Below are 616 nucleotides of genomic sequence, written 5' to 3'. Positions count from 1 at the left end.
AAACAGTGCCGCCCTCTATGATCAATTTAACTGTAGTGGTCAACTAATTTAGGACACCTGATAAGAGGTTTTTGTTAAAATAGCGTCTCTCTGTTTCTAATGGTGTTAAGTAATTGTTGAAAGTATGGGGTCTCACAGTTTGATAATAGCCCCAGATATAGTCAGTGATAGCACTCTTAGCCTCAAAGATATCTTCATAACCACCCTTTGGCATCCATTCCGTTTTAAAGCTTCTAAAGAAGCGTTCAGTTGGCGCGTTGTCCCAGCAATTACCCTTTCTGCTCATGCTTTGAATCATGCCGTCACAACTAGCCACGGATTCAGCAAATGCCTTGCTAGTGTAATGCGTGCCTTGATCCGAGTGAAACAGCACCCTACTGGGTCTAAGTCTCGTCTGATATGCCATCTGTAGTGCTTTAGCAGTCAGCATACTGTCAGGAGAGTCTGATACGGCAAAGCCCACGACACGACGGGCAAACAGATCTAACACCACAGCTAGATAACACCAGCCGCTCTTGATACGGATATAGGTCACATCTCCCGTCCAGACTTGGTTAGGCATGCTTGGACTAAAATTGCGCTTTAGGATATTGTCGTGGGTTTTATGCATCTGATC

1 protein-coding gene is annotated in these 616 nt (G+C 44.6%); it reads right to left on the bottom strand.

Features of this window, described 5'->3' with window-relative positions; genetic code table 11:
• Positions 1–43: 43 nt before the first annotated feature.
• Positions 44–616, bottom strand: a 573-nt coding sequence (locus JMX91_RS13260) for an IS3 family transposase (RefSeq protein ID WP_201549628.1), incomplete at its 5' end; no start/stop codon positions are given.

The organism is Psychrobacter sp. Pi2-1, from assembly GCF_904846645.1.
Classification (GTDB): domain Bacteria; phylum Pseudomonadota; class Gammaproteobacteria; order Pseudomonadales; family Moraxellaceae; genus Psychrobacter.
Note: the sequence above shows the minus strand (reverse complement) of the source record. Positions and strands in the feature narration are given on the sequence as shown.